Source organism: Salibaculum halophilum, from assembly GCF_002094885.1.
Taxonomy (GTDB): domain Bacteria; phylum Pseudomonadota; class Alphaproteobacteria; order Rhodobacterales; family Rhodobacteraceae; genus Salibaculum; species Salibaculum halophilum.
On record NZ_MSIT01000002.1, the window covers coordinates 64946 to 89767 of the forward strand.

26 protein-coding genes are annotated in these 24822 nt (G+C 61.7%); 13 read left to right on the forward strand and 13 right to left on the reverse strand.

Annotation, left to right across the window (positions count from 1 at the left end; translation table 11 throughout):
- Positions 1-62 precede the first annotated feature (62 nt).
- Positions 63-1268, forward strand: a complete 1206-nt coding sequence (locus BU124_RS14505; protein WP_143529849.1) for a hypothetical protein — start codon at positions 63-65, stop codon at positions 1266-1268.
- A 173-nt stretch (positions 1269-1441) separates the two neighbouring features.
- On the opposite strand, the gene BU124_RS14510 is transcribed toward BU124_RS14505, so the two are convergent.
- The 4 genes from BU124_RS14510 to BU124_RS01805 are packed head-to-tail and all read right to left on the reverse strand — an operon-like array spanning position 1442 to position 4740.
- Complete coding sequence (locus BU124_RS14510; protein ID WP_143529850.1) at positions 1442-2134, reverse strand: O-methyltransferase; 693 nt, start codon at positions 2132-2134, stop codon at positions 1442-1444.
- Positions 2135-2190: 56 nt separating this feature from the next.
- Positions 2191-3102 carry an NAD(P)-dependent oxidoreductase gene (locus BU124_RS01795; RefSeq protein ID WP_084860933.1) on the reverse strand — a complete coding sequence of 304 codons (912 nt, stop codon included), beginning with the start codon at positions 3100-3102 and terminating at the stop codon, positions 2191-2193.
- A 26-nt stretch (positions 3103-3128) separates the two neighbouring features.
- The gene (locus tag BU124_RS01800; protein WP_084860745.1) at positions 3129-3797 is read right to left on the reverse strand and encodes an acylneuraminate cytidylyltransferase family protein; all 669 of its coding nucleotides are present in this window, start codon (positions 3795-3797) and stop codon (positions 3129-3131) included.
- Positions 3787-4740 (reverse strand): glycosyltransferase family 2 protein, encoded by a 954-nt coding sequence (locus BU124_RS01805; RefSeq protein ID WP_084860746.1) that lies wholly within the window; start codon positions 4738-4740, stop codon positions 3787-3789. The genes BU124_RS01800 and BU124_RS01805 overlap by 11 nt, the downstream gene beginning before the upstream one ends.
- Before the next feature lie 332 nt (positions 4741-5072).
- On the opposite strand from BU124_RS01805, the gene BU124_RS01810 reads away from it, so the two are divergent.
- Positions 5073-5957 (forward strand): LysM peptidoglycan-binding domain-containing protein, encoded by an 885-nt coding sequence (locus BU124_RS01810; protein ID WP_143529851.1) that lies wholly within the window; start codon positions 5073-5075, stop codon positions 5955-5957.
- A gap of 45 nt (positions 5958-6002) precedes the next feature.
- On the opposite strand, the gene BU124_RS01815 is transcribed toward BU124_RS01810, so the two are convergent.
- The 4 genes from BU124_RS01815 to BU124_RS01825 form a co-directional block, all read right to left on the reverse strand.
- On the reverse strand, positions 6003-6269 hold the full coding sequence (locus BU124_RS01815; protein WP_143529852.1) for a hypothetical protein: 267 nt from the start codon (positions 6267-6269) through the stop codon (positions 6003-6005).
- On the reverse strand, positions 6266-7618 hold the full coding sequence (locus BU124_RS14515) for a hypothetical protein (RefSeq protein WP_143529853.1): 1353 nt from the start codon (positions 7616-7618) through the stop codon (positions 6266-6268). The genes BU124_RS01815 and BU124_RS14515 overlap by 4 nt, the downstream gene beginning before the upstream one ends.
- Positions 7615-7878, reverse strand: coding sequence for a spike base protein, RCAP_Rcc01079 family (locus BU124_RS01820; RefSeq protein ID WP_084860749.1), 264 nt, complete (start codon positions 7876-7878; stop codon positions 7615-7617). Before BU124_RS01820 ends, BU124_RS14515 begins: the two co-directional genes overlap by 4 nt.
- A gap of 332 nt (positions 7879-8210) precedes the next feature.
- Positions 8211-9572, reverse strand: a complete 1362-nt coding sequence (locus BU124_RS01825) for a phosphohexomutase domain-containing protein (protein ID WP_084860750.1) — start codon at positions 9570-9572, stop codon at positions 8211-8213.
- A 343-nt stretch (positions 9573-9915) separates the two neighbouring features.
- Here BU124_RS01825 and BU124_RS01830 point away from each other — a divergent pair, with 343 nt between their 5' ends.
- Positions 9916-10761, forward strand: coding sequence for an esterase-like activity of phytase family protein (locus BU124_RS01830; RefSeq protein ID WP_179141841.1), 846 nt, complete (start codon positions 9916-9918; stop codon positions 10759-10761).
- A 92-nt stretch (positions 10762-10853) separates the two neighbouring features.
- Here the strand turns inward: BU124_RS01830 and BU124_RS01835 are convergent, their stop codons facing one another.
- Positions 10854-12077 (reverse strand): argininosuccinate synthase, encoded by a 1224-nt coding sequence (locus BU124_RS01835; RefSeq protein ID WP_084860752.1) that lies wholly within the window; start codon positions 12075-12077, stop codon positions 10854-10856.
- Positions 12078-12123: 46 nt separating this feature from the next.
- Complete coding sequence (locus BU124_RS01840; RefSeq protein WP_084860753.1) at positions 12124-12558, reverse strand: NUDIX domain-containing protein; 435 nt, start codon at positions 12556-12558, stop codon at positions 12124-12126.
- 70 nt (positions 12559-12628) lie between these two features.
- Here BU124_RS01840 and hslO point away from each other — a divergent pair, with 70 nt between their 5' ends.
- Positions 12629-13615 (forward strand): Hsp33 family molecular chaperone HslO, encoded by a 987-nt coding sequence (hslO, locus tag BU124_RS01845; RefSeq protein ID WP_084860754.1) that lies wholly within the window; start codon positions 12629-12631, stop codon positions 13613-13615.
- A gap of 1 nt (position 13616) precedes the next feature.
- A complete protein-coding gene (locus BU124_RS01850) occupies positions 13617-14198 on the forward strand; it encodes a CoA pyrophosphatase (RefSeq protein ID WP_245831584.1) in 582 nt (193 codons plus the stop codon).
- A 130-nt stretch (positions 14199-14328) separates the two neighbouring features.
- Here the strand turns inward: BU124_RS01850 and BU124_RS01855 are convergent, their stop codons facing one another.
- Both BU124_RS01855 and BU124_RS14705 read right to left on the reverse strand, forming a co-directional pair.
- Positions 14329-14538, reverse strand: a complete 210-nt coding sequence (locus BU124_RS01855) for a UDP binding domain-containing protein (RefSeq protein ID WP_084860756.1) — start codon at positions 14536-14538, stop codon at positions 14329-14331.
- Positions 14539-15181: 643 nt separating this feature from the next.
- A complete protein-coding gene (locus BU124_RS14705) occupies positions 15182-15349 on the reverse strand; it encodes a hypothetical protein (RefSeq protein ID WP_179141842.1) in 168 nt (55 codons plus the stop codon).
- Positions 15350-15474: 125 nt separating this feature from the next.
- On the opposite strand from BU124_RS14705, the gene BU124_RS01860 reads away from it, so the two are divergent.
- The 8 genes from BU124_RS01860 to BU124_RS01895 all read left to right on the forward strand — a co-directional run bounded on the left by BU124_RS01860 (position 15475) and on the right by BU124_RS01895 (position 24136).
- Positions 15475-16008 carry a hypothetical protein gene (locus BU124_RS01860; RefSeq protein WP_143529855.1) on the forward strand — a complete coding sequence of 178 codons (534 nt, stop codon included), beginning with the start codon at positions 15475-15477 and terminating at the stop codon, positions 16006-16008.
- A 131-nt stretch (positions 16009-16139) separates the two neighbouring features.
- Positions 16140-17099: a hypothetical protein gene (locus BU124_RS14710; RefSeq protein WP_179141843.1), complete on the forward strand. Its 960-nt coding sequence runs from the start codon at positions 16140-16142 to the stop codon at positions 17097-17099.
- Positions 17100-17174: 75 nt separating this feature from the next.
- Positions 17175-17567 (forward strand): hypothetical protein, encoded by a 393-nt coding sequence (locus tag BU124_RS01870; RefSeq protein WP_084860759.1) that lies wholly within the window; start codon positions 17175-17177, stop codon positions 17565-17567.
- An 84-nt stretch (positions 17568-17651) separates the two neighbouring features.
- Positions 17652-19346, forward strand: a complete 1695-nt coding sequence (locus BU124_RS01875; protein ID WP_084860760.1) for an AAA family ATPase — start codon at positions 17652-17654, stop codon at positions 19344-19346.
- Between the two features lie 1262 nt (positions 19347-20608).
- Complete coding sequence (locus tag BU124_RS01880; protein WP_084860761.1) at positions 20609-21766, forward strand: CCA tRNA nucleotidyltransferase; 1158 nt, start codon at positions 20609-20611, stop codon at positions 21764-21766.
- Positions 21766-22338: a LysE family translocator gene (locus BU124_RS01885; RefSeq protein ID WP_084860762.1), complete on the forward strand. Its 573-nt coding sequence runs from the start codon at positions 21766-21768 to the stop codon at positions 22336-22338. Before BU124_RS01880 ends, BU124_RS01885 begins: the two co-directional genes overlap by 1 nt.
- Before the next feature lie 27 nt (positions 22339-22365).
- Positions 22366-23562, forward strand: coding sequence for a class I SAM-dependent RNA methyltransferase (locus BU124_RS01890; protein ID WP_084860763.1), 1197 nt, complete (start codon positions 22366-22368; stop codon positions 23560-23562).
- 82 nt (positions 23563-23644) lie between these two features.
- The gene (locus BU124_RS01895) at positions 23645-24136 is read left to right on the forward strand and encodes a L,D-transpeptidase family protein (RefSeq protein ID WP_084860764.1); all 492 of its coding nucleotides are present in this window, start codon (positions 23645-23647) and stop codon (positions 24134-24136) included.
- On the opposite strand, the gene dalA is transcribed toward BU124_RS01895, so the two are convergent.
- Positions 24127-24693, reverse strand: coding sequence for a divisome-associated lipoprotein DalA (gene dalA, locus BU124_RS01900; RefSeq protein ID WP_084860765.1), 567 nt, complete (start codon positions 24691-24693; stop codon positions 24127-24129). The genes BU124_RS01895 and dalA overlap by 10 nt on opposite strands.
- Between the last annotated feature and the right edge of the window lie 129 nt (positions 24694-24822).

A 24822-nucleotide genomic window follows, 5' to 3' on the forward strand; every position in this document is an offset into this window, starting at 1 on the left:
GCCTATTTTTCTATCACATTAGGCGTGTACCTATCGTGCGGGTAGATTATGTTTTTACGCTCATGCTGTTCGTTGTAGCGGCTGGAAGCTTCAATCCTTTTCTCCAGTTTCCATTTTCGCCCTCGATTAATGTAATATTTCTTATTCTGAGCGTTCACACGGCTTTTACTATTGGCTTCCTCACAACATATTACACGACAAAACAGTCCGAGCTTACGATAAACGCCACGAAACACGATCAATATCTCTACCTTTTTATTACCGGGATCACTACAGTATTTTCTTTTGGTGTCATATTAACTGATATCACCTCGGGATCTCTACCCGTTATCTCAGAGTTTTTAAATGTAAGCGATGCTCGCCAATCACACTGGCAGTCTGCGTACTCTTCGGGCGGAGTCGATAGCCTCTTGAACGCATTATCATATTTAACATTAATTTATATAATATCGTTTCCCTATTCAAGAAGGCATTTCAGGGCGTCTTACTTAATATTTCTGCTGGCACTAGTGTCACTCGTTGATTTTTCCCTGCAGAAAGGTGCCAGATCTATAATTGTCTATGCAGTAATCGGTTGTCTCGCGGTTTATATTGCCGTCAATCAAACAAAAATGTCTCGGATGCTAATAATTTCTTCTGCGCTTGTTCTTGCGTTCTACATACTGGGCGCAGAGTTTTATTTGGCAAGGTCGCCAAATTTTAATCAGGCGCCTGAAAGCTTTCTTCGGCATAATTGCGCCGGAGCATCCTATTCAGATATTGGCGCTGATTTATCGATCAACCTTAAAGCGCTTGTTTTGTCGTCTTGCTATTTCTCTAGTCCCCCTTATTACTTTGACATATTTTTGGACCAAAATCAGGGGCGGAATTTTTTAATCGGTGGATATAATCTATCGATTTTCTATTCTGATCTTTTTATTGAGTCTCGAAATGATATCGCCGCCATTTTCGCACAGTTGTCGTATGGCCAAAATCCTTGGTCAACTGCGGCAAGGGACTTTTTCATTGACTTTGGTTATACGTCTCCAGTTTTTCTCTTTGTATTAGGGTGCATTGTAGGGCTTCAAGCAAACGCTTTTCCGGCAAATACTTACATGGGTGCTGCCCGGATTGGTGTACTCGCTTGTTTCGGTTTTATGCTTCCCCTGATTTCGCCGCTGGTAATTCGACCTATAATATACCCTTTTGTTTTCCTGGTAATTTTTCCATACCTGCTACAAGTATTTTTTGCTGCTTCCGGCGCGAAAATAGGGCGCAAGTATAGGTAGATGAAAACATCAAAAAACGCAAATACGGACTGATTGTCGTGATAACGATTTCAGCACGTTACACACTTAATCAAATTTAAGTGGTTTTGCGATCTTACCTAAAGTTCAAAGGCACTCACCACCACAAAAGTAAGTCCAATTTTGGAGATTAACTTGATGACACGGCAAATTGACTACCGCTTCAAAACCAGTGTTGCCGAGTTCTTGCCAATGCTGGTAACCTCGAATCCGTGTGAAACCAAATGGGGAATGGCGGTCTCTCCTTTTCCCCTCCAAACGCCCGCTTCCCGCCAAACATCATCAAAGACAACAATCGTCCCGGGTCTGGCAAGGCGTACAATCTCATAAGCGCAGTCTAAGTGCATTTTATGGCAGGCAGAGTTATTAATGGTTGTTCCGAGCAGGGCTTCGTATTTTTTCTTGCGCTTGGCCGAATGATTTGGGTGCTCAAAGTCAAAAGCATCCAGATAAATAAAATCGATAGGGCGCTCAAACGCTTGAAGGAACTCCTCACCTTTCTGTGTGACCGGCGTAAAGCTTTTGCCCAAGCCTTGAATTTCCTGTTTAGCACATTGCGTATTGTCGCTATCCATGTCGACAGTAATCATTTGAATGCCGTGAAGATGACAGAGGTTGGCAAGGATTGAAGTCGAACCTAACCCAGGCACATCCTCTCGGGTCGTACCAATCTCGACAAGCGTTCTACCCGTCAAATCTAAGCCTTGCGCGGCAAGCCGATTTATCTCCGCAACCATTAATTCGTGGCCATGCTCTTTAGTTTCATGCAAGCCAACTGCAATAGCGACATTCTTAACAGTTTGTTTCAACCCAATTTTGTCAAGAAACTCTACAACGTTACCTTTCATTTTGGCTTCCTTCTTTTGTTAGTGACAGTACAGAAGAATTAATCTCCCACTTTCTCCTAAGTGCGTTGGCCCAAAAACCCGGCCATCAGCTCGATCGCCTTGAGTGAGACATGTCGTACGGCATCCTCGGTGTTTGACCCGTTATGGGACCCGCAAATCAGTCGGTCCTGGAACGCGCGCAAGGGGGCGTCCATGGGGAGTGGCTCGACCTCGAACACGTCAAGGGCGGCGGAATGGACAAGCCCGCGCTCCAGCCCGGTGACGAGGGCGGCCTCCGCAATGACCGGGCCGCGCCCGACATTGACAACGCGCACACCGGGTTTCAGCCGGTCCAGGATATCCATGTTGAACATGTGTTGGGTGTCGGATGTCAGGGGCGCGGTGAAAACCAGATAGTCCTGCTCTTCGACGGCTTCTGGCCAAGGCGCAAGATGAACGCCGTCAGGCAATATTGCCGGGTCGCAAAACGGGTCGACGACAGTGACTGTCACATCATGGGCCAGCAGGCGCCGGACTGCGTTTTTCCCGATATCGCCGTAGCCGATAACGGCCGCGCGGCGCGACCACAGAGATTGACCGCGCGGTTTCGGCCAACCGCCGTCACGCACCCCACGATCGATAACGAATGTCTCGCGAGCGAGGGCCGTGACATAATGCATGGCCAGATCACCGACTTCCCTTCCGAAGACACCAGGCGTGTTGGTGATGGGTAAACCAATGCGCTGACAGGCCGCGAAATCTACGTTATCCACGCCCACACCCCATTTGACAGCCGCGCGTAGCTTTCCTGAATGTCCGGCTTCAAAGACCTCTTTGGTGGCCGGATCGTCACCTATGATCCAGCCGTCGAAGTTCGGCACGGTGTCTATCAATTCCGGTACACTCATGGTCTGGGTTACCGCTCCGGCTTGAAGCCTGAGACCAAGCTCCTCGGCAGGCTCGTGAAACTCGTCAAGCATGCCCAACATGGGCGGGCAGGTTACCAGGATCCTATTCATGCCTGCAAAACCTTTCCATCTGTCCGGAGTTGGTGGATCGCTTCGGCCATGGACCAGTCCTCAGGCGTGTCGATGTCCGTTGCCTCCAGCTTGTCCATGATATGCAATGCCGGCTTTTTGCCGATCCGCGCATTTGTGCGCGCAAAACTCTCACGTGAAAATATGTAAAGATTGGAGTTCTCTTCGTACCACGGCTCAAGATCTTGAGTCTGTATTAGATTATCAGGATCGTGATTGATCGCACTGCCATCGGACCGATAAAATCGGGACTGAACCTTGTTGACGGTGAATAGGGAGTCACAGTTACCTGACGCTAATTCCCGATGGTAGGCGTCAAGCGCCGCCTGAATTGTCTGAGACGACAGCATCGGATTAGTAGTATGTGTCATCAGGTAGGTATCTGCCTCTACAGCTGCAACATCGTCGGCCAGGATAAGATTCATTGATACCTTATCTCCGCAAAGTGCAGGCTTGCGATCGCGAATTCGAACGCGCGGCCCATCCGTCAAGCCATTTTCTGCCAATATCGCTCTGGCATCCGTATTGATGACAACTTCGGCCAACTCATCCATTTTCAGCAATGTGTCGAGTATCCACCTGAAAAGCGGCTTGCCGTGTAGTTTACGGAAATTTTTTCCACACACGCGCTGGCTATTAGCTTTCATGGGGAGAAGTGCGACGCACCGGCTTGAGCCATTCATCCTGTTCGACCTTGTCTGAGTTATGTGGATAGAAAAATTTTTCCTTCGCCTTCTGAGAAAGACGACGATGTTCGTTATTACCTTTGAAGGACCCTAGATACTGATTCCAACGGTAGCGCAGCATTTCCATTTTTGATGTCGAATAAACACCGTTACGCCTGGCTGTCCACCAATCCCCTACTACACTCCGGATCACGTAGCGCATGACATCAAACCGGGATAAGTGAACTTCCGGCATAATAAAGCGTAGTGCCAATGCTTCCCGCTCGAAACGGCGCCGAATTTGTGCCCAGCTCTCGCGATGATGGTGAAAGACCGCGGCGTTGGCCACATAGCCAATACTCATGTTCTGACTAACAAGTCTTTTGGCAAGTTCCATATCTTCGAGCCCCGTCAATTCCTCGTCGAATGGATTGGATTCCCAGATCGTACGAAGCAAAGCCGAGTTGGCGTTGTTGCAGAAAAATCCTTTCTGGGGGATATCGGACGAATCCGGGAAGTATTTGGCAAAAATTAAGCGTTCACTGAAATTGCTCTCGTCATCGCCGATCTGACGTCCGTAGCTGTATGCAGCTTTACCATCTATCAAAGGTCGGCAAAGGTTTTGCAGCCAATCGTAATCTGCCGGAACGCAATGACCCGAGATGAAGACCAGGATGTCGCCAGTTGAAAAAGCACAGCCCCTGTTCAATGATCGTCCAAAGCTGAATTCGGACTTGGCGATGTTGGTAACGCGGACGCCGTAATCTTGGGCAATTTCTATGGTGCCATCTGTCGAACCAGAATCAACCAGCACGACCTCTACATCTACATCGAGATCAACTGTGCGCTGTAACTTGATCATCTCCAAGAGATCAGGGAGATGCCTTGCCTCGTTGAGCGCGCGGATTACAATACTTGCCCGCATTGTGACGGTCCTCGGTTCACAAACTCATGGTACATCACCCCACACCGCCTTGAAGTATAAGACGGATCTACTGAAGTCTAGTGGGGACTGCGCGTCTCGACTTCGAACTGGGCTGCAGGCGATCTCGCGCCCATTTCTTGTGCGATCAATGATAGGATCGCAAGGTTTGCCACGTCAGAACTGCCTAAGAGACAGGCACGGTCGCTATGACCACTTCGATGTATGATCTGCCTCGGGCGCAGACCCGCCAAGCCGGCGGCTGCCGGGTTGACAACTTTCGCCAAGCACAGGAACTCTGACTTATCCGTGCCGGTAACTTCCGCGAGGTTAGAATGACAACACGCTCTTCCAAAAAAACGGTCGCTGGTCTGACCCCAATGTTGATGACCGCGCTGTCGAGCCTTCCGCTACAGGCGGAGGAATATCAGGTGCAGGCGGGCGACACTCTGATGAGTATTGCTCGCAGTGAACTGGGTTCGGCGGCGAGATGGCGTGAACTGTGCGAGATCAACCGCGATCAGCTTGACGACTGTGACCGAATACTCGCGGGGATGACCTTGATCCTGGATGCTGAATCGGATGGTTCCGGGCAAACGCAATCAACCGCTCAGGCGGAGGCGGTTCCGGATGCCGAAGATATCGCAACGGATCAGACCGCAGAAACACCGGTCCCTAACGCCTCTGAAAATTTTCTGCCCAACGACAGCTTGCAGGGAGCCACGATAGGCGAACTCGGCGGCGCGGGCAGTCTGCCAGATCATTGGGATATCTATTTCGCACGCGATTCGGACGGGGCTGCCGCAGTGGTGGACGTGACAGAAGACTGGATCGACTTGCGTATCACGCAAAACGGGGGGCAGGGAGTCGTGCACGTCAACTTCGCGCGCAGAGGCAGCTTTGTGGAAACAACGCCCAACGAGCGTTGGGAGTTCACCGCCGACCTGGCGGTGGTCGACGACGATGAAAGTGGTAACTGGCAAGCCAATCTGGCTGGCTCACAGTGGCGCGCCGACGGTCGTTCACCCAGTTTGGGCGCCTTCGTATTCTCGGCTGATTTGCCGCTCACTCCAGAAATGGCCACCTTTACCGGTACCGCGGTGACTGGCTCGCCCGACGCCGCGCTCGTGGATCCCGATTTGAGGTTGGTGTCGTCTGGCCCTTGGACAGCGACGTTCCGCATCGGGGCGCCGACGTTCAAGCGCGTATCGGGCGACTGATCCCAGCAGCACCCCCGGCATCCATTGACACCGAGGGTGCTGCAATCACATGTCCGGGTCGATCGCCAGTCGCGACAATCCCAAGGCGTTCAACGCCGCCAGCCCGTCCATCCCCGAGATGATCACTGCTGCCGCGGTTCCAAGTCGTGGCATCGCACCGTCCTCCGGGGTCCAAGCCAGATCGGGTGCTTCATCGGTTAACCCCGACGCGACGCGAAATTGCCTGCCGTGAACATCCTGCCAGATCGGTGAGCTCGACTCCGTGAGAGTTGCCGGTAACCCGACATGCTCGACGATGGTCATACGGATCATGCCGGTACTCCCCCCAACTTTGCCAGATATCTACGGAGACGCGCGAGGTCGGAGGTGGCCAGATTACCGCTCGCGACGATCCCACCGTAAAAGCGACCGAGACCATATCCGTCCCCCGCGCGGAACATGCTGTCGAACCCCTCAAACTGGGTCAAATCACCTGTGACCTCCGGATTTGCAGGGTACACCGTGCCATTTCGCCATGCCTGCGCGTGTGACGGCGATGAAACTTGCACGACATCGGCTCTGTTTTGTCCGGATGAAAGAACCGGCCAGCCGGTCGTTGCCCCGAAGGTCGCCCGGTTCCCTGCACCATCGGCGGTCAATGAGATGCCATTCGCAAGGTTGAGGACTGACGCTCCGCTGCCGGAGCCAAAGGTGATCGGCTTCGGCCAGCCGGTGTGCCAGTCACGAACCGCCCCCACGATGTACGTCTCTCCAACCGTGATGGGGTCTGCAAGCTGCATCCAGTCATCCACGCCGTCCACGGAAAGATACCACAAGGAGCGCTGATCCTCTTCGATAATGTCATATTGTGACACCCGCCGCTGATATGGCGTGACCTCTGTGCCGTTTTCCAGTTGAGGTGCTTCAAGTTGCACTTCTGCGCCGGGTGTCACCTCAAGCGTCGAATCTCCGTCAACCAGGTAGAATCGCATGGTCAGGGGTGCCGCGGTGGTCACGGTAAAGGTGATCGATACGCGATATCCGGTCCCGACAGGCACAATGGAGGCGAGAGGATTTGCAAAAATGCTCGCGCCGGATGCAAGCGCCACAGTGGCGACACTGCCAGCGCCCAAATTGAACCACGCGCCGGCAGCATCGGCGAAATTCGATTCGACCGTCGGGCGCATCACGAACCAGCCTGTGCCTCGGGCGATGGCGCTCAGGGTATATGTCCCCGCCGTAAAACTGTGTATTTCACCGCGCATGAAGGCGCCCGACACATGCGCCTGTGTCGCGGTGAGTACAGTTGCAGGTTCGCCTGACGTGGTATGTGATGTGGGCGTCGTGCTCAGCCGGTTTGATGCCCAGCTGCTACTGGAAAGATCGGCAGTGTTCGCAGGGTATGTGTTGACCACCCCGCGTTCGGGATGCCGCCCCAAAATCGGGCGCTGGCTGGGACTGCCTTGAACAGCGTGATTGCCGTTTCCCGACAAATCCCGCATCATCGCGACCGATTGGCCGGGTGCCTGTGCGGGTTCCGTTCCTGCGGAATCCAGGAACAGTCCCCGCCGCGCGGAAAAAAGAACCCCGCCTTGGCCGCGCGCAAAAAGCTGCGTGGGGTCCCATGCGCGGCCCCTTTGGATAACTGCGCCACCCGGATGGAGCGAGTAGTCCAGCCTCATGCGATCACCAGTGCATGGATGCCGGTTGCCGTGGTGCCCGCTGAGCGCACACTCCGGACGCCCACGGGTAGCAAGGAGAGGTCACCCACCTCGATGCTGCGCGTCTCGTTCCGGACGGTGACAACTGACAAGGTGCCGCCCGTTTCCACATAAATAGCCGACGCCACGATGGGCAGGTCGGTGGAATCACTGGGCGTGACTGGCAAAATGTCGGTAGCAGGTCCGGCGGCCGTGAGCGCATGCGCTTTGAAAATGTCCATGTTGACGTCCCTTTCTCGCTATGAAGGCCACTACCAACAGGGCAATGAACCTGATCGGGATATTTGCCCGAACGCGTTCGCAAGCTGCTAACCGGGTGTACGCTGACCTGGCAACGCTAAGGGGTTTGACCGACCACCGCTGTGCCAGTCACTGCGAGGCACCGGGTGAATGCCCGAGGAACGTGCGAAAACACCCACAGCTTGATCGCCGAGCAAGTCTGCTCGGTGGGTTTCGTCCGACACTTGGGTCGTTTGGTCGGGTGCCGGCGAGGGGACTCGTCGCCCAGATCAGCCGCTTCCGACGACGCCATCCTTCACATGCGTGAGCCGTATTACACGGCGTAGGCGGCCAGCAGGTTCCGGATCTCGGAAAGTTTGTCAGCCACGAGGGCGGAGTCGTCGCGCGCCTCGACGTTCAGCCGCACCACCGGTTCGGTGTTGGACCGGCGCAGGTTCACGCGCCAGTCGCCCATGTCGTAGCTGATCCCGTCGAGCCGGTCCTCGGCGCGGGCCTGCGGGCCGTGAGTGGCCTCGAAGGCAGCAACGGCTTCGTCGACATCACCGATACGGAAGTTGACCTCGCCCGAAGACGGAAAATTCCGGCGTAACTCAGCCAACATGCCCGAGAGCGGCCGACCGGAGCGCGCGACAAGTTCGGCCAGCAGTAGCCAGGGGATCATGCCGCTGTCGCAATAGTTGAAGTCGCGGAAATAGTGATGCGCCGACATCTCGCCGCCGTAGGCCGCGTCGCGGTCGCGCATGATGCCCTTGATGTGCGAATGGCCCACGCGCGACAGGATCGGCGTGCCGCCGGCCTGTCTGACCGCATCTTCGGTGGCCCAGATCACCCGGGGGTCGTAGACGATCCCGGCACCGGGCTCCTTGGCGCAAAAGGCCTTGGCAAGCAGCGTTACGACGTATTCGCCATCCACGAAGGCGCCGGTTTCGTCGAAGAAAAAGCATCTGTCGAAATCACCGTCCCAGGCCACGCCCATGTCCGCGCCGTGGGCAACCACGGCCTCGGCCGTGGCGGCACGGTTCTCGGGCAACAGCGGGTTGGGGATGCCGTTGGGAAAGCTGCCGTCGGCATCGTGGTTGATCTTGACGACGTCCAGAGGTGCCCCGCGCAGGGCCGACAGCAGGGCGTCGAGGGTTGGTCCCGCTGCCCCGTTGCCGGCGTTGACCACGATTCGCAGCGGCCCGAGGTCCGCCGGCGCGACGTAGCCCATCAAATGCGCCACGTAGTCCGGGCGCGGATCGCGTTGCGAGACCTGCCCGCCGGGCCGGGCCGGGCCGAAATCGCCGGCTTCGGCCAAAGCCTGGATCTCGGCCAGGCCTGTATCCGCGGAGATCGGCCGGGCGCCCGCGCGCACCATCTTGATGCCGTTGTAATCCATCGGGTTGTGGCTGGCCGTGACCATCAGCCCGCCGCCGGCCTCGTAGTGGGGGGTCGCGAAATAGACTTCCTCGGTGCCGCAGAGGCCGATGTCGATCACCTGCACGCCTTCGTCCACCAGCCCGCGGTGCAGCGCGGCCTGAAGACCCTCGCTGCTGGCCCGGATATCACGCCCGGTGACCACGGTGCCGGGGTCCATGACACGAGCAAAGGCGCGGCCAATGGCGACGCAGATCTCCTCGGTCAGCTCGGTGCCCAGGCGGCCGCGCACGTCATAGCTTTTGAAACAGCTCAGCATTCTTGGAAATCCCTATCAATATTGATGTTGGAGCATTCGATAGCGAATTCTCCGATTCAGAAAAACCGGTTTTCTGGCGTTCGCCTGCGCAAATCCCTGGGCGACGTCTGCACGGTCCTGAACCTTGCCCAAGACCCCGTGGGATTGGCACCGTCCTCTCAAGCAGCACAAAGTCGGGCGCCGTGCGACGCCTGAAGTCGCGCTGTGGTGGTCACAAGAGATGAAACCCCGTATTGCAACGCCATGCTGCACGCACCCTGCAAGGTCTGGGGGCGGCAGACTCGCCCAGCGCGCGCGAGCGCATCCAGCCCGGCTCCTCGGACATAAAGGCCCCAAAACCCATATGAGATTGACCCTGATCGGACAGCTTGTCTTGCTCCTGTTGCCCTCGCTTGCAGTCGCGGAGAGGATCACTCATCTTCAAATTATCGATGCACGACAAGATCGAGTGGCGCCCGTTTGCTGCTGGTCGGGTGTTGACTCGGAATCGGACGGCAAGCTGCTTATCCTGTCCGATCAAGGGATCGCCTTTGATGCCGTTCTCGACATAAGCGCAGAGAGTCTCACTCTGACGGACAGTTTCGACTTGCCCAGGGGCCCGGCCGCTGGCCAGGACGGCGAACGGATGGACGCCGAGGGGCTTGCCGTGTCGGCGCAGGGACGGAGTTTTGTCTCTGTCGAAGGGCGACATCGGATCGACGCTTTCGATCGACAGACGCTGACAGCGTCGTGGCCCTTCCCCAAATCGATATCCCTCGGGGACAATCGTGGCTTTGAAGCCCTCGCCATCGACAGCAGTGACACGCTATGGGCGATTGCGGAGACATCTGCGCGCGCGACAACACCGGTGGCAAGCCTCGTGGATGGCGCGTGGCAAATGCGGGCACGGCTCGCGCAAACGGGCGGGTACTTGCCCGTTGGCGCCGATTTCGACGCGGACGGCACCCTGTATATACTGGAGAGGCGGTTCTGGATGTTTCGATTTTCGTCCCGATTGCGCCGCGTCGATGGGGCACTTTCAGACGATCTTGTCACCGCTACGATCTGGGAAAGCACATCGGGAGAGCTCGGCAACCTGGAAGGGGTCGCCGTGGTCAGTGACCGGAGTGGTCCCCTCCGTTTTCTCATGGTCTCTGACGACAACGGCATGCCCCTGCTGACACCCCGCGCAGTCCTGCTGGAGCCGTGATTTTTCTTGCCGCGTGCGGCGTCGTGGTCCGTGCAAAGCAGCACGCCAATGGCACACCGGTCTGCAGATCCGGTCAATCACGGCACTGCCGTTTATTTTACGCGGGCTTTGCGAGCTGCCAGCAACCTGAGCCGCAGCGCGTTCAGCTGAATGAAACCGGCAGCATCGGTCTGGTCGTAGGCGCCCAGATCCTCCTCGAAGGTCACATGTGCCTCGGAGTAGAGACTGTGATCGGACCAGCGCCCGATGCAGGTCACGCCGCCCTTGTAGAGCTTGAGCCGCACGGTACCGGTCACATGCGCCTGGCTGTGGTCGATGGCCGCCTGCAGCATCTCGCGTTCGGGCGAGAACCAGAAGCCGTTGTAGATCAGTTCCGCGTAGCGCGGCATCAGGCTGTCCTTGAGGTGCCCCGCGCCGCTGTCGAGCGTGATCTGCTCGATCCCGCGATGGGCCTCGAGCAGGATGGTGCCGCCGGGCGTTTCGTAGATGCCGCGGGATTTCATGCCGACGAAGCGGTTCTCGACGAAGTCCAGCCGCCCGATCCCGTGCGTGCCGCCCAACGCGTTGAGCCGAGTCAGGATCGTTGCCGGTGACATGCCCTCCCCGTTGAGGCTCACGGCGTCGCCCTTCTCGAAGCCGACCTCGATGATCTCGGGCGTCTCGGGGGCCTCTTCGGGGTGCGCCGTCCGCTGATAGACGTAATCGGGCGCTTCCTCGGCGGGGTCTTCGAGCACCTTGCCCTCGGACGAGGTGTGCAGGAGGTTCGCATCGACGCTGAAGGGCGCCTCGCCGCGCTTGTCCTTGGCGATGGGGATCTGGTGCTTTTCCGCGAAATCCAGAAGCCGGGTGCGGCTGGTCAGGTCCCATTCCCGCCAGGGGGCGATGACCCTGATATCGGGGTTGAGCGCATAGGCCGACAGTTCGAACCGGACCTGGTCGTTGCCCTTGCCTGTCGCCCCGTGCGCGACGGCATCGGCCCCGGTCTCGGCGGCGATCTCGACCAGCCGTTTGGAGATCAGCGGCCGCGCGATGGAGGTGCCCAGCAGGTACTGCCCTTCGTAGAGCGCATTGGCCCGGAACATCGGGAAGACATAATCGCGGACGAAATCCTCGCGGATATCCTCGATGTAGATGTTCTCGGGCCTGATCCCTAGCATCACCGCCTTTTCGCGGGCCGGCTCCAGTTCCTCGCCCTGGCCTAGGTCGGCGGTGAAGGTCACGACCTCGCAGCCGTATTCGGTTTGCAGCCATTTCAGGATGATCGAGGTATCAAGGCCGCCGGAATAGGCGAGGACGACTTTCTTGGGCGCGGACATGCGGCTCTCCGTTCTTGATCGGCGCGGAAGTATCGGGTTTTTCAGGTCATAGCAAGCTGGCCACCGCCGCCGCGTCGCCCGCGCTGGCCAGCAGGGCGGGCGCCTCGGGCAGCGGCACCCAGACGGCACTATGCTCGGGCTCGATCGGCGGGCCTAGCGGGCGCGTCGGAAAGGCCAGGTAGACATGGGCGATCTTTTCCGCCCAGAACCCGTATTCCGGCATGAAGGCGAAGCGGCGATGCGCGCCGATCCGGCGCGGACGCGCGATGCGCCAGCCGGTCTCCTCGTAGACCTCGCGGTGCAGCGCCTGCAGCGGGCTTTCGCCCGGGTCGATGCCGCCGCCGGGCAGTTGGAACTCGTGGTGCAGCCCGGCCTGCCAGGTCAGCAGGACGTCCGGCCCGCGCCGCAGGACGGCGTAAACGCCGGGGCGCGGCCGATAGCGGCGGCCCGGCCGGATGGCTTCGCCGTAGCGTCTGATCACGGCCTTGGTCCTCGCCTTGTCGCCCCTAGATGGACGCGGTATGCCAATCCCCGACAGGTTAGGAAACCCCATGACACTCGGCTCTAAGATCGCCTGGGACGATACCGTTCTGCCCTTCCAGCTAGACCGGTCGGATGTGCGCGGCCGGGTGGCCCGGCTCGACGGGGTGCTCGACCGCGTCCTCGACCAGCACGACTATCCGCCGGTGATCGAGTCGCTGGTGGCCGAGATGGCGCTGCTGACGGCGCTGATCGGCCAGACGATCAAGCTGCGCTGGAAACTCAGCCTGCAGGTTCGCGGCGATGGTCCCGCCCGGCTTATCGCCACCGACTACTACGCGCCCGAGGCCGAGGGCGCGCCGGCCCATATCCGGGCCTACGCCAGCTTCGACGCCGACCGGCTGGACGAGGCGGGCGCGCCATTTGACCAGATCGGCAAGGGCTACTTCGCGATCCTGATCGACCAGGGCCAGGGCAATGTTCCCTACCAGGGGATCACGCCGATTTCGGGCGGCTCGCTGCGAACCTGTGCGGAAACCTATTTCGCCCAGTCCGAGCAATTGCCGACCCGCTTTTCGCTGGATTTCGGCCGCTCGACCATCGCCGGCGAGGGCGAAGCCTGGCGCGCGGGCGGCATCATGCTGCAGAAGATGCCAAAGGCCAGCCCCTTGGCGACACAGGGCGGATCGGGCGATGCCGGGTTGCTGGCCCCGGACGATATCCTCGAAGGCGACGAGGGCGAGAACTGGTCGCGCGCCAACATTCTGCTCGATTCGGTCGAGACAATCGAATTGATCGGCCCGCACGTGCAGCCGACCGAGCTCTTGTTGCGCCTGTTCCACGAAGAGGCCCCGCGCGTCTTCGACCCGCAGCCGGTGCAGTTCGGCTGTTCGTGTTCCGAGGATCGCGTGCGCAACAGCCTGTCGATCTACTCGGCCAAGGATATCGCCACCATGACCACGGACGAGGGCCTTGTGACGGCCGATTGCCAGTTCTGCGGCGCGCATTACAGGCTCGATCCCGCGACTTTGGGCCTCGGGTCGGACAGTGACGACTGACTTGCGACAGCGTTTGACGCGCGCGGTCCGCGTCGCTGGGGACGCCTCGTCGGATTTCGACCTGACCCCGGGGGTCATGCTGCCCGAGGGCCGGGCGCTGCGACCTGCCGCCGTTCTGGTGCCCGTCACCGACCGGCGCGAAGTGATACTGACCAAGCGCTCGGCCCGGCTCAATCATCACCCGGGTCAGATCGCCTTCCCCGGCGGGCGGCAGGACGCCGCGGACGCCAGCCTCGAGGATGCGGCGCTGCGCGAGGCCGAGGAGGAAATCGACCTGCCGCGCGACAGGGTCGAAATCCTAGGTCCGTTGCCGCCGCACGAAACCGTGACGGGCTATACCGTGGCCCCCTTCCTGGCACTGGTGGACGGGGACACGCCCCTGCGCCCAGAGGCGGGCGAGGTCGCCGAGATTTTTCGCGTCCCGCTGGCGCATGTGACCGATCCGGCCCGGTTCCGGGTCGAGGCGCGGGTCTGGCGGGGACAGTGGCGGCGCTACTACACCGTGCCTTGCGGTCCCTACTACATCTGGGGCGCCACCGCGCGTATCCTGCGCAGCCTGACCGCTTTACTACTCACAACCTGATGTCGGCGGCCTCTGTGGGCAAAACATGCTTGAGGTCATATGGGACATGACCCCGCTTGCCGAAAGCCCGGATGCGACCGGAGCCAAGGTCGTGATAGCTGTCGTGCGCCACGCATAGTATGCCCTCGTCTTACAGACCCGCCTGAGGCGTCTGAACGGGGGCGAACCCGTATCCCGCCCGCGCCGCCTCGGGATTGATCCAAGTGTCATGGACATCAACCGCCAAGAAGAAGTCCCGAAGTTCAGCGATCACGTCCAGCTCGTGGCTGTTGCGCAGGTCGGGGCAGTTCTCCTTGAATGCCAGTCCGTGGATCAGCACCCGCGCGCTGTCCACGGGCACGCGGCGTCATAGCATGGCCTTGATCATCTGCCCCGTGACGACGGCTCCGATGCCGTCGTTTATGCGCCGGCCGAAAAGGATGATCTCGGTGCGGTGACGCCGCGCCCAACATCGGCTCAGGCGGCGGTGACATCTCGCTGCCTGGGTGCGACGGTGCGACGGGTATCGTCATCATCAGATACCGGGCCAACGTCGCCTGAAAAAGACCACTCAGGTCGAGTCTGGCCGGCACCGAAATCGTGGGGCAAGTCGTGCAGGAGCATGTCTCTGGCCCAGCGTGCGGTCTTTGCAAACGTCAGGAGACACCGAAACCTCCTAACTTGGGAACGTGTGCGCTCGCGCGTTTCGTCGTCCGGGCCGGCGACCGGTCGAAGATCACCTGCTTCGGATCAGAACGCCGCAAGGCGCGAGCCGTTGTACCTAAGGTGCTTTGACGCACGTCACATCGAATTTGCGCGCGGACGCAATGATCCGGACATTCGCCTTTCTCCTCGGACGCAGGCGGGTCGATTGCTGATCTTCAACGGATTTCGCTGTGTTGCGTTGCCCATCGGCTCCTCAGGTAGTTCAGCGGCGTCAATAAATGGCAGTCCAATCTGTCCGGAGAGCGAAACACTCCCACCCAGCCGACGCAACGAGAAAGCTAGTTTTCGGCCTCTTCAATCGATGCGAGACCTTTTTCGAGTAGCTGCCGTATGGCTTCGTTTTCGGACCCAAGCCGGTTCCCAAAGCGATAGTCGGATATCCGCTCGGACATCTCCTCGGTCATGCCGACAAGCTTTTTCACGGGGTATGCGGGTTTTCTGCTCATGGGGGACAAGTAATCTGACTGTCTACCATTGACAATAGCGCATTTAAACGCATATGCGATATTCGCGAAACGAGAAGGTGCTACCAGCACCGCCCCGGCCCTGACCAAAGCCATCTGCTGAGAAGATGACCACGGCTACTTTTTCGGCTACCACGCCTGCGGGCGTGCTGAAAGGCGCATCGCGCCCCCTCCCCACCTCATCACCCGTCGCGCGGCGCTTTCGCAGCGTGCTTCACGCGATGGATGACCTGATCGCGGCTGAGTGCGATCTCGACGGCTACTGCGGACAGGATCCGGCGCTCGACGCATGGATCCGGGACGCCGAGCGCGCACGGCGGGTCACGCTCGACGCCATTGAGGAACTGGGTGCCCTTCCGACCCACGCGGATGGCGATGCGCAGATTCTGCGTGTGGCGCGGCTCTTTCGCATCGTCATGGTCTCGGATGATCCCGGACAGGTGGCCTATCTCCGGACACTTGCCGCGGACGCGGACCGTTTTCTTCTGACGTGGGGTACCCCGCTGCATTTCAAGCTCAATCAGCTGATCCTTGAGGGCCTGGAACGGCTCGAGCGTTTCGCGGCGCTTGACGACCCCGATCCGGATAACCCCGGCCGTCAGTTTGCCGCGGCAGACGTGATGCCCGCGCCGACCTTCTGATCCTTCGACAGGTGTAACGGCCCGTTGGGCGCAAGTAAGAACTGCGCCCCGGCCTTCGATTGTCGAAAATCAGGAGACCTGTCATGTCTGACAATACGTGCCAGACCTATGTCCCGGCGACGCCTTTCGTCGTGGTTCCGGACAACGCGACCCCGCTTCATATCCCCCACCGCTCGCGCAACGTGCCGCCGGACGCATGGTGCGACTATGACCGCCCTGTTCCGCCCAGCTGGGCCGAGTTGGCCGCGCGCCGCGGCTTTCGCATCGATCGCCGTGTCCGGGACCGGTACCATCTTGCCCTGGAATGCCTGTCCTGCGGAGCATATACGGCGGTGAAGATCGCCGCGTTGCGCGACGCGGCGGTGCGTTGCGGCGGATGTGCCGCCCGTGACCGGGAGCAAAACGCACAAGGGGCCGGACTGACGTTCCTGCGTAGGGATCCCGTTGCGCGGCACTACGGGTATTTTCGCGCGCCGTGCGGGCACACGGTCAGACGACAGTTCGAGCTGATCCAGCGCGTCCGGAGCGGAAAAACCGGCCTGCGCTGCGCACTCTGCCTTGTCGCGCGCGAGCAAGACGAGGCGCGCGCGCATGGCTGGCACCGGATCGGGTCGGATTTCGCAGGTAACCCGGCCTACCGGCTTTACAGGCACGCTTGCGGCCACGTTCAGCGCATCGCGCGCGTCAACATGCGCCACGGACAATGCGACTGCGCGCGATGCGGCGAGAGCTGGTCGTCGAAGCCCTCAGTGATCTACCTCGCCCGGATTTCCCTGCCCGGACTTGCGGGCGACGTCGTCAAGTTCGGCTACAGCGCACACCCGCGCAAGCGGTTCAAGCACCAGCTCGGCCTGCCGAAGTCCGCCCGTGTCCGGTTCGTGCGACTGCTCGAAATGCCCAGCGGACACGCGGCCTGCGCAGCGGAAAAGGCCGCGAACGCGCGGCTTGCCCGCGACTTCCCGGACCTCGTCGTGCCGCAGACGATCTACCGCGGGCTGATCAACGTCCGGTCCGAGATCTACTGGCCCGCCATTCTCGGCGAGATCGAGGCCGAGCTGGACCGGATCTCCGGACAGACCCAAGCCCGCTGACCCGCCTGTCTTCGCTTCGGCACGCCGCCCGCGAACGCGGCGTGCGCATCTCCCGTTTTTCGATAGGCGGTCCCCATGACCAACGACACTGACTCCAACCATGCGCAGCCTATCCCGGACTGGCGCGCCTTCGCCGACCTCGTTCTCGACATCTTGATGGAACCCGCTTACCGGAATTTCACATGCCTCGCGGCGAGCAGATCCCGGAATGGCGAGCAGGACGGGGGTGTCAATGAACAGCGCGACCCCGGCGCGCGCAAGACCCGAACCACGTCTGCCGCCCCGGCTGACCCGCTCGATGTGGACAGTCTGCTCGACGCGGTCGAGCAAGACGGCATGGACGACGGCCTGCCGCCCTGTCCGGAGGCTCCGCCCGCGCGTGAAACCCGCTACAGCTTGCGCGTGCCGGTGATGATGCACGTGCTTCGCCTGGCCCGCACGTTCCGGACACCGGACGAGTTCCGCTAGACGGTCGCGACGCCGGGCGCGGTCACGGTCCTGTCCGGCATCGATCAGGGGCAAGACGACCTGGTCAGCCGCCTGCTCGATGCGATGGTCTGGCGCGATGAGCTGTGTCCGGGCAAGCCGCGTGTGCACGTGAGTTCCGTCGATGGCGCTGTTGCTCAAGGCCGCCGGCCGGAGAAGCTCTTGTTCGACCAGTTCTCCGAGGATTTCGGACACGCGCTTGAGCACGGACAGCCGATCCTGATCCCGCATGGCGCCCGGGCGGCGCTGCCCGAGGCCCTGCAGCCGGTCGTGACCACGCGGATCCCGCTCGCCCCGTTCGATCTCGACATGCTCCGCGAGGTCATGGCGCGCGTCTATCGGGATAGCGACGTGTCCGGAGCGGATCTGCGCGCTCGCCTGTCCGAGGCCGACGTCAAACAGGTGAGCGCAGAAGATCTGACGCTGGCGACCCGCGCGCCCGCGCTGGATGGGGCCTTGTCGCGGCTTCGACGGACAGGACATTTCCCCGATGATAACACGCCCGGCTTGTCCGAATTTCCGCTCGCTCCGGACATCCGCGCGCCCATCGAAGCGATGCTGTCCGATCTCAAAGATTGGCAGGCCGGACAAATCGCGTGGGACGACGTGAGCCGCGGCATCCTGCTGTGCGGGCCACCAGGCTGCGGGAAAACCGAAATCCCGCGGTTGCCCGCCCGCGAATCTGGCGTGGCTGTCCGGGCGAGCTCGCTCAGCCAGTGGCAGTCCGGCGGGGCCCGCTCTTCGGACCTGTTGCGAAATATGCGCCAGTTCTTCGATGCCGCCGCCGAGGCTAGCCCCTGCATCATCTTCATCGACGAACTTGATGCGGTCGGAGACCGTGGCCGTCCCCACGATCACAATTCATCGTGGACCGACTCGGTCGTCGGCGGCCTGCTCGAATGTCTCGACGGCTTTGAAACCACGCCGGGGATTGTCGTGATGGGCGCGACGAACCATCCGCAGAAGATCGACGCGGCGCTCAGGCGTCCTGGGCGGTTCGACCGGACCCTGACCATGCGCCAGCCGACGCCGGACCTTCTGCCCCAAGCGTTCCGGTGGCACTTGGGCGGCGACCTCGCCGAGGCGGACCTGGGCGCCCTGACCGGCATCGCAACCGGGATGACCGGCGCGGAAATCGCCGCAGCGGTCCGCGATGCGCGCGGAACGGCCCGCCGGGTCCGGCGTACCCTGACCCTCGACGACCTGTCCGCGGCGATCAGCGACCGTCGCCCCCCGCTCGATCCCGGCCTCCGGTGGCAAGTTGCAGTCCATGAGTGTGGTCACGCGATCGTCGCCCACGCCACGGGGCGGGCAACTGTCAACCTTCTGAGCCTGACCGCGGCGGGCGGCGAGGCGAGCATGACCGCACGGCCGTCCGGGCTTTATCTTGACGAGTTGGAAGCGGATATCGCCGGCCTTCTTGCAGGCCGGGCCGCAGAAAGGTTGATGCTTGGTCAGCCCAGTGCCGGCGCCGGAGGTCAGGAGGACAGCGATCTCGCCGAGGCCACCCGGCGCGCCGTCGCCATCGAACTCAGCCTCGGGCTCGGCGAGGCCGGACCTGTCTGGCACGGCCCGCCCGAGCGCGGGGTCGAGCGGCTCCGCTTCGACCGCGCCCTGCAGGCCCATGTCCGGGCCCGACTCGACGCCGCCGAAGACCAGGCCTTGACGGTGCTCGCAGAAAACAGGTCGGTGCTCACGTCCATGGCCGAGGCTTTGGTACGCGACGGAGCGCTGTCGGGAGAGGGCCTGCCGTTTTCCTGAAAAAGGTTGCGGAGGTGTCGCGTCAGGAGTTTGCGGCTGGCAAGATGTTGTTGCGTACACAACGGGACCCCGGCTGATCCGGCCTCTCGACAGTTGTTTGCCACGATCAACAGGACGCCAGGCATCCAAAGGCACCAGCGACACCCGTAGGCTATCCAGCCTCACAGCTGGGCCTTCCAAAAGGGCAGGGCCCTTGATCCGCCTTCCTGGTTTGGTTTGGGGTATGGCTTCCGGGGGTCGCTTCGAGAAGGCTGAAAGGCCAGACGTCTGGGCGCCATTGGCGCGGAACGCCGTCGTGAATTGATATTCAATAAGGGACGACGCCCTAAAAATACCATATGAACGACTGCATGAATTGAGGTTTGCCCGAAATAAATCGTGTTGTACCGGAGCGTCATTGTGCCCTGCGACCGACCGAGTCAATGGAAGCATCCACATGCTCGCACTGAAAAATAGTTGAAAATCTGCGTCCGACGGAAAGCGATCGCTTCCGGACGGTTCCAAGTCTGTTGCGCCAGGGACGTCCGCAGATACTCTTGGCGACTTTCATAAATCGGGGTTGCTTCGAAAGCCAATGCGCGACTTGCGGCTCAAATGGCGAGATCGCTGTCGGCACCATTCATTCAGGAAGAAAAGTGCTCGGAGTGGTGTACTCACCATACGGCGCCGGGGGTCCTTCACTCCCGAAGCCTGATGCGCTTGGGGTCGGGGCAATCTCACATTCTTGATGTGGATCATAATCGTGAGACTGAACATCATAACTCGTTCTGCTGGTCATTGCTGCGCGATCACAGTCAAGCCTATCTCCCGAGGCAATTGCGGCACTCTCGCCGGCGTGCTTTTGTCGCGCTTCGGCTTGCCCAAGCCCTCAGGGGGATAACGTTTTTGCCAGCCCCAGACGGTCAATTTCGACATTCCAGCTCGCCGCCCGATCCCGAAGGTGCCATGCGGCTCGGCTGTCGCCAGCGCGCGTTCTACCCACCGGAAATGCTTGCGCAGGGCGTTCCGGTCAGCGATACGAGACCGGTGTCCGACGTGGCCAGCGGCGCCCGGGTAAAGGCAGATGTCATTAGGTACAATGTCCCCATAACGACCCGTCGGCGACAATTCTGGACCCCTCTGTCCGGTGGGAAGAACTGGCCAAATCCAAGCCGCTGACAGTCGGCGGGGGATGTCCGAACGTCACGGCGAAAACCTCCATCAGAACGGGCTGATAACTTGACCCTGCGACGAGATTTCTTCCCGAAAAAGGCCTTGTCCGTATGACGCGGTTGCAGGCGGACTGGTTGACCGACACGGCCGCGCAGGCTGTCTGCGCCATGCTCGAAGAGGAGGGCCATGCCGCCTTTTTCGTGGGCGGGTGCGTTCGCAACGCCCTCATCGGCGCGCCGGTTCACGATCTGGACTTGTCCACCGATGCCCGCCCGGAAACGGTCATGGACCTGGCCGGTGCCGCGGGCCTCAAGGCCGTGCCCACGGGTATCGACCACGGCACAGTCACGGTTGTGGCCGATGGCCGCCCTGTCGAGGTCACGACCTTCCGGCGCGATGTCGCCACCGACGGCCGCCGGGCGACTGTCGCTTTTGCCGACACGATCGAAGCTGATGCCGCCCGCCGCGATTTCACCATGAACGCGCTTTATGCCGATGCCCGCGGCGTGGTGCATGACCCGCTGTGCGGCTTGCCCGATCTGCACGTGGGCCGGGTGCGCTTCATCGGCGACCCCGGTCAGCGCATTCGCGAGGACTACCTGCGGATCCTGCGCTTTTTCCGGTTTCACGCCTTGTTCGGTGATCCCGACGCGGGGCTGGACGCCGACGGCCTGGCCGCCTGCGCAGAACATGCCGAAGGGGTAAAGGAGCTGTCGCGCGAACGCATCGGCCACGAAATGCTGCGCCTTCTGGCCGCGCCCGACCCTGCGCCCGCCGTTGCGGCCATGGCGCAAGCCGGGGTGCTGATGCGCGTGATCATCGGGCCCGATCCGTCGGTCCTGCCCGTGCTGGTGCATTTGGAACAAGAGGCCGGGATCGAGCCGGACCCGATCCCGCGGCTGGCCAGCCTTGGCGGCGAGGACGTTGCCCCGGCGCTACGTCTACGCAAGGCAGACGCCCGCCGCCGCGACCGGCTGCGCGCCGCCGCCTTCGACGGGCTGGACCCGGCAGAGCTGGGCTATCGGCTTGGCGTCGAGGAGGGAACCGCGGCATTTCTGTTGCGACAGGCCGCGCTGGGCCAGCCGCTGGACGCAGCGGCGCTGCAAAAGCTCAGGACCGGGGCCGGGCAGGTGTTCCCGGTCGCGGCCGCCGACCTGCAACCGCGGTTCGAGGGCGCGGCCCTGGGCGCGGCGCTGCGACGGCTCGAGTCAGACTGGATCGCCTCGGGCTTCACGCGCACGCGGGCCGACCTGCTCAAGTCGCTGTAATGGCGGCGCTGATAGGCTTCGTTTTCTTCGGGCTGTTCTCGCCGGGGCCGAACGTGATCCTGCTGACCGCGTCGGGCGCGCGCTTCGGCTTTCGCGCGACGCTGCCGCATCTGGCCGGCGTGGTGCTGGGCGTCGGGGTCACGGCCTGTGCGACGGGCCTGGGGCTGGGCTGGCTGGTGCAGACCCTGCCGGCGCTGCGGATCGTGCTGTCACTGGTCGCGGCCGCTTGGATCCTCTGGATGGCCCGGGGGCTGTGGCGGGCCGGGCCGCTGGCCCGGGCGGACAGCGACAGGCCCATGCACCTTGTCGAGGCGGTGCTGTTCCAGTGGGTCAACCCCAAGGTCTGGGCCGTGGCCGTCGCCGCGACCGCCCATGTCGACGGGCTGGCCCCGTGGGACAGGGCGGCCGCACTGGGCCTGACCTTTTCCGGCGTGAACCTTTTCGTCTGCCTGTTCTGGACCTTCGCGGGCAGCCTCCTTTCGACCCTGATGCAGGACGATCAGGCCCGAACCGTCTTCCTGCGGGTCATGGCCGTGGGGCTGGCGGTTTTCTCGGGGCTGGTGTTGCTGTAACCGAACACTCTACCGACGGAGCGGCCCATGGTTGAAGTGACCTCCCTTACCCTGCATGGCACCGGCCAGCTGGCCGATGGCACCGTGGTCGATCGGGTCCTGCCGGGCGAGGATGTCGAGGTCTCCGGCGGTGGCCTGCGCGTGCTGTCGCCCTCGCCCGACCGGGTTGCGCCGCCCTGCCGCCATTTCAGGACCTGCGGCGGTTGCCAGATGCAGCACGCGTCAGACGATTTCGTGGCGCGCTGGAAGGTCGGGGTGGTGGAAAAGGCCCTGCAGGCGCGGGGCCTGCCGTTTCCCTTTCGTGCGCTGCATACCTCGCCGCCGCGATCCCGGCGGCGCGCGGCCTTCAAGGCGCGCCGCACCAAGCAGGGCGCGATGATCGGCTTTCACGCCCGCGGCACGCATACCCTGATCGACACACCCGATTGCCAGCTTGTCCGCCCCGCGATCACCGCCGGGCGCGATGGCCTGGTGGCGCTGACGCAGCTGGCGGCCTCGCGCAAATCCGAGATAACGTTTCTGGTGACCGAGACCCTCGCGGGGCTGGACGTGGGCATCGAGACAGAGCGCGAGCTCGACGGGTCGCTTCGCCTGCGCGTGACCGAGACGGCCCGCGCGTACGGGCTTGCCCGCATCACCTGGAACGACGAGGTCCTGGCCACCTTCCAGCCGCCCGAACTGGCCATGGGACAGGCGCGGGTGGTGCCGCCGCCTGGCGCCTTCCTGCAGGCCACGGCCCATGGCGAGGCGGCGTTGCTGGGCGCGGTGCAGGACGGTGTGAAGGGCGCGAAACGGGTGGTGGATCTTTTCGCCGGGTGCGGGACCTTCGCGCTGCCGCTGGCATCCATGGCGAACGTCCACGCGGTGGAGGGGTCCGAGGCGCTGGTCCAGGCGCTGGATCACGGCTGGCGCAAGGCGCCCGGTCTGCACCAGGTCACGCATGAACGGCGCGACCTGTTCCGCCGGCCGCTTGAGGCGGATGCACTGACCGCCTTCGACGCGGCGGTCATTGACCCGCCGCGCGCCGGGGCCGCGGCCCAGACCGAGGCCATGGCGGCCTCTGCCCTGTCGCGCGTCGTCATGCTGTCCTGCAACCCCGTCACTTTCGCCCGCGACGTCGCGCGCCTCTCGCAAGCGGGTTTCGCGCTGGACTGGGTGGAAGTCGTGGACCAGTTTCGCTGGTCGGCGCATGTCGAGGTGGCGGCCCTGCTCACGCGAAGGTGAGCCGGGCTTTGCGAAAACGCTGGGCCGGCGTCTGCGGTCTTGGTATCATGTCAGAAAACAAGAACCGCAGCATCGGGCAGTCATGTACACCAGACGCGCTTTCCTTGCCGGGGCCAGCATGGCGGCCCTGACGGCCTGTTCGTCGAAATTCCGAACTTACGACGGGCCGCCCGTCACAAGCGTTGTCGTCTACAAGGGGCGGCGCCGGCTGTACCTGCTGCACGAGGCGCAGGTCCTGCGCGCCTTCGATTTCGAGCTGGGCTTCGCTCCCGAAGGCCACAAGCAGGTCGAGGGTGATGGCCGCACGCCCGAGGGCGCCTATCTGATCGACCGCAAGAACCCGAACAGCAGCTTTCATCTGTCGGTGGGCATCTCTTATCCGAACGCGGATGACCGGGCCAAGGCGCGGGCGCTGGGGCAGCCGCCGGGCGGTGACATCTTCATTCACGGCACGCCGATGCTGAACCGCGGTGATGCGGACTGGACGGCCGGCTGTATCGCCGTGACCAACCGCGAGATCGAGGATATCTACGCCATGGTCGAGATCGGCACCCCGATCCTGATCTACCCCTGAAGGTCGGGCACCGGGTTTTCCTGCGCCACCGGGCCCGTGCGGGTGCCGTTCCCCAAAACCAGGGTCCACCAGATCTTGCCGTTGTCCTCCTGGAACCAGGCGAATCCCATCTCGTTGGCCGCGTCATCCAGCAGCACGGCGCGGGTGTCGGGCTTGTCCATCCAGGCGGCGAGCGTCTGCAACTCGGTCTCGAAGGTCTCGGAAATCGTCTCACCGATCAGCTGGCCGGAATAACCGACCCGGCGCAGCCGCTCTAGTGGCGAGGACCCGTCCGAGCCGAAGTGCCACGGGCGGTTCTGCACCGCCATGTCGCGCGAATGGGTCGCGGCGGCGGCGTTGAGCCGGGCGTTCAGGGTCAGCGGCGGTGCCCCGGCGGCCTCGCGCAGGGTGTTCAGGCTGTCGAGCATGCGGAACTGGATCGCGCCCCTGTCGCCCTCGTCGATCCGGTAAACCTGCGGCAGCGGCAGCCCGTCGGGGCCGATCCGCGCCGGATCCACGGGGGCGCAGGCTGCCAGACCGGCCAGCAGGATCGACAAAAGGGCGAAAAGGCGGTGCATCGGGGACTCCTTGTCCGATTTCCGACCCGCTCTAGCCCGAGGCTCGTTGTGATTCAAACCCACATCGGCGTGAAGACGCCGCCCTGACAGTTGTTTGATTTGCGAGCGCGGTAAATAGGCCATATCCCG